The sequence below is a fragment of the Micromonospora sp. BL4 genome (assembly GCF_003667505.1).
Classification (GTDB): Bacteria; Actinomycetota; Actinomycetes; order Mycobacteriales; family Micromonosporaceae; genus Micromonospora.
The window spans coordinates 1-464 of the sequence record NZ_RCVJ01000022.1 but is presented as its reverse complement, the minus strand read 5'-3'; the positions used below and the strand labels follow the sequence as shown (position 1 = coordinate 464).

Below are 464 nucleotides of genomic sequence, written 5' to 3'. Positions count from 1 at the left end.
GGCTCCGGTCTCGTGGGCTCGGTGGCGCGGCTCGCCGTGGGTTCGGCGCCGCCGGGCGGGGGAGCGGGCGGTGAGCGGCGGACTGCTCGTCGCCGGCACGACCTCCGACGCCGGCAAGAGCGTCCTCACCGCCGGCATCTGCCGCTGGCTGCACCGCAAGGGCGTGCGGGTGGCGCCCTTCAAGGCGCAGAACATGTCGAACAACTCGGCTGTCGTCGTCGGGCCGGACGGGCGGGGCGGTGAGATCGGCCGGGCGCAGGCCATGCAGGCCGCCGCCTGCGGGTTGGCCCCCGACCTGCGGTTCAACCCGGTGCTGCTCAAGCCGGGCAGTGACCTGGCCAGCCAGGTGGTGCTGCTCGGCGAGGCCGTCGACACGATCACCGCCGGCACGTTCCGGCAGTTGCGTCCCCGGCTCGCCGAGACCGCGTACGCGGCGTTGGCGGAGCTGCGCGCCACGTACGACG

At 75.0% G+C, this 464-nt stretch carries 1 pseudogene; it reads left to right on the top strand.

The annotated features are described in order from the left end of the window. Positions 1-70 precede the first annotated feature (70 nt). Positions 71-464 (top strand): annotated as a pseudogene (locus tag EAD89_RS00120) (cobyric acid synthase CobQ); the annotation flags it as partial.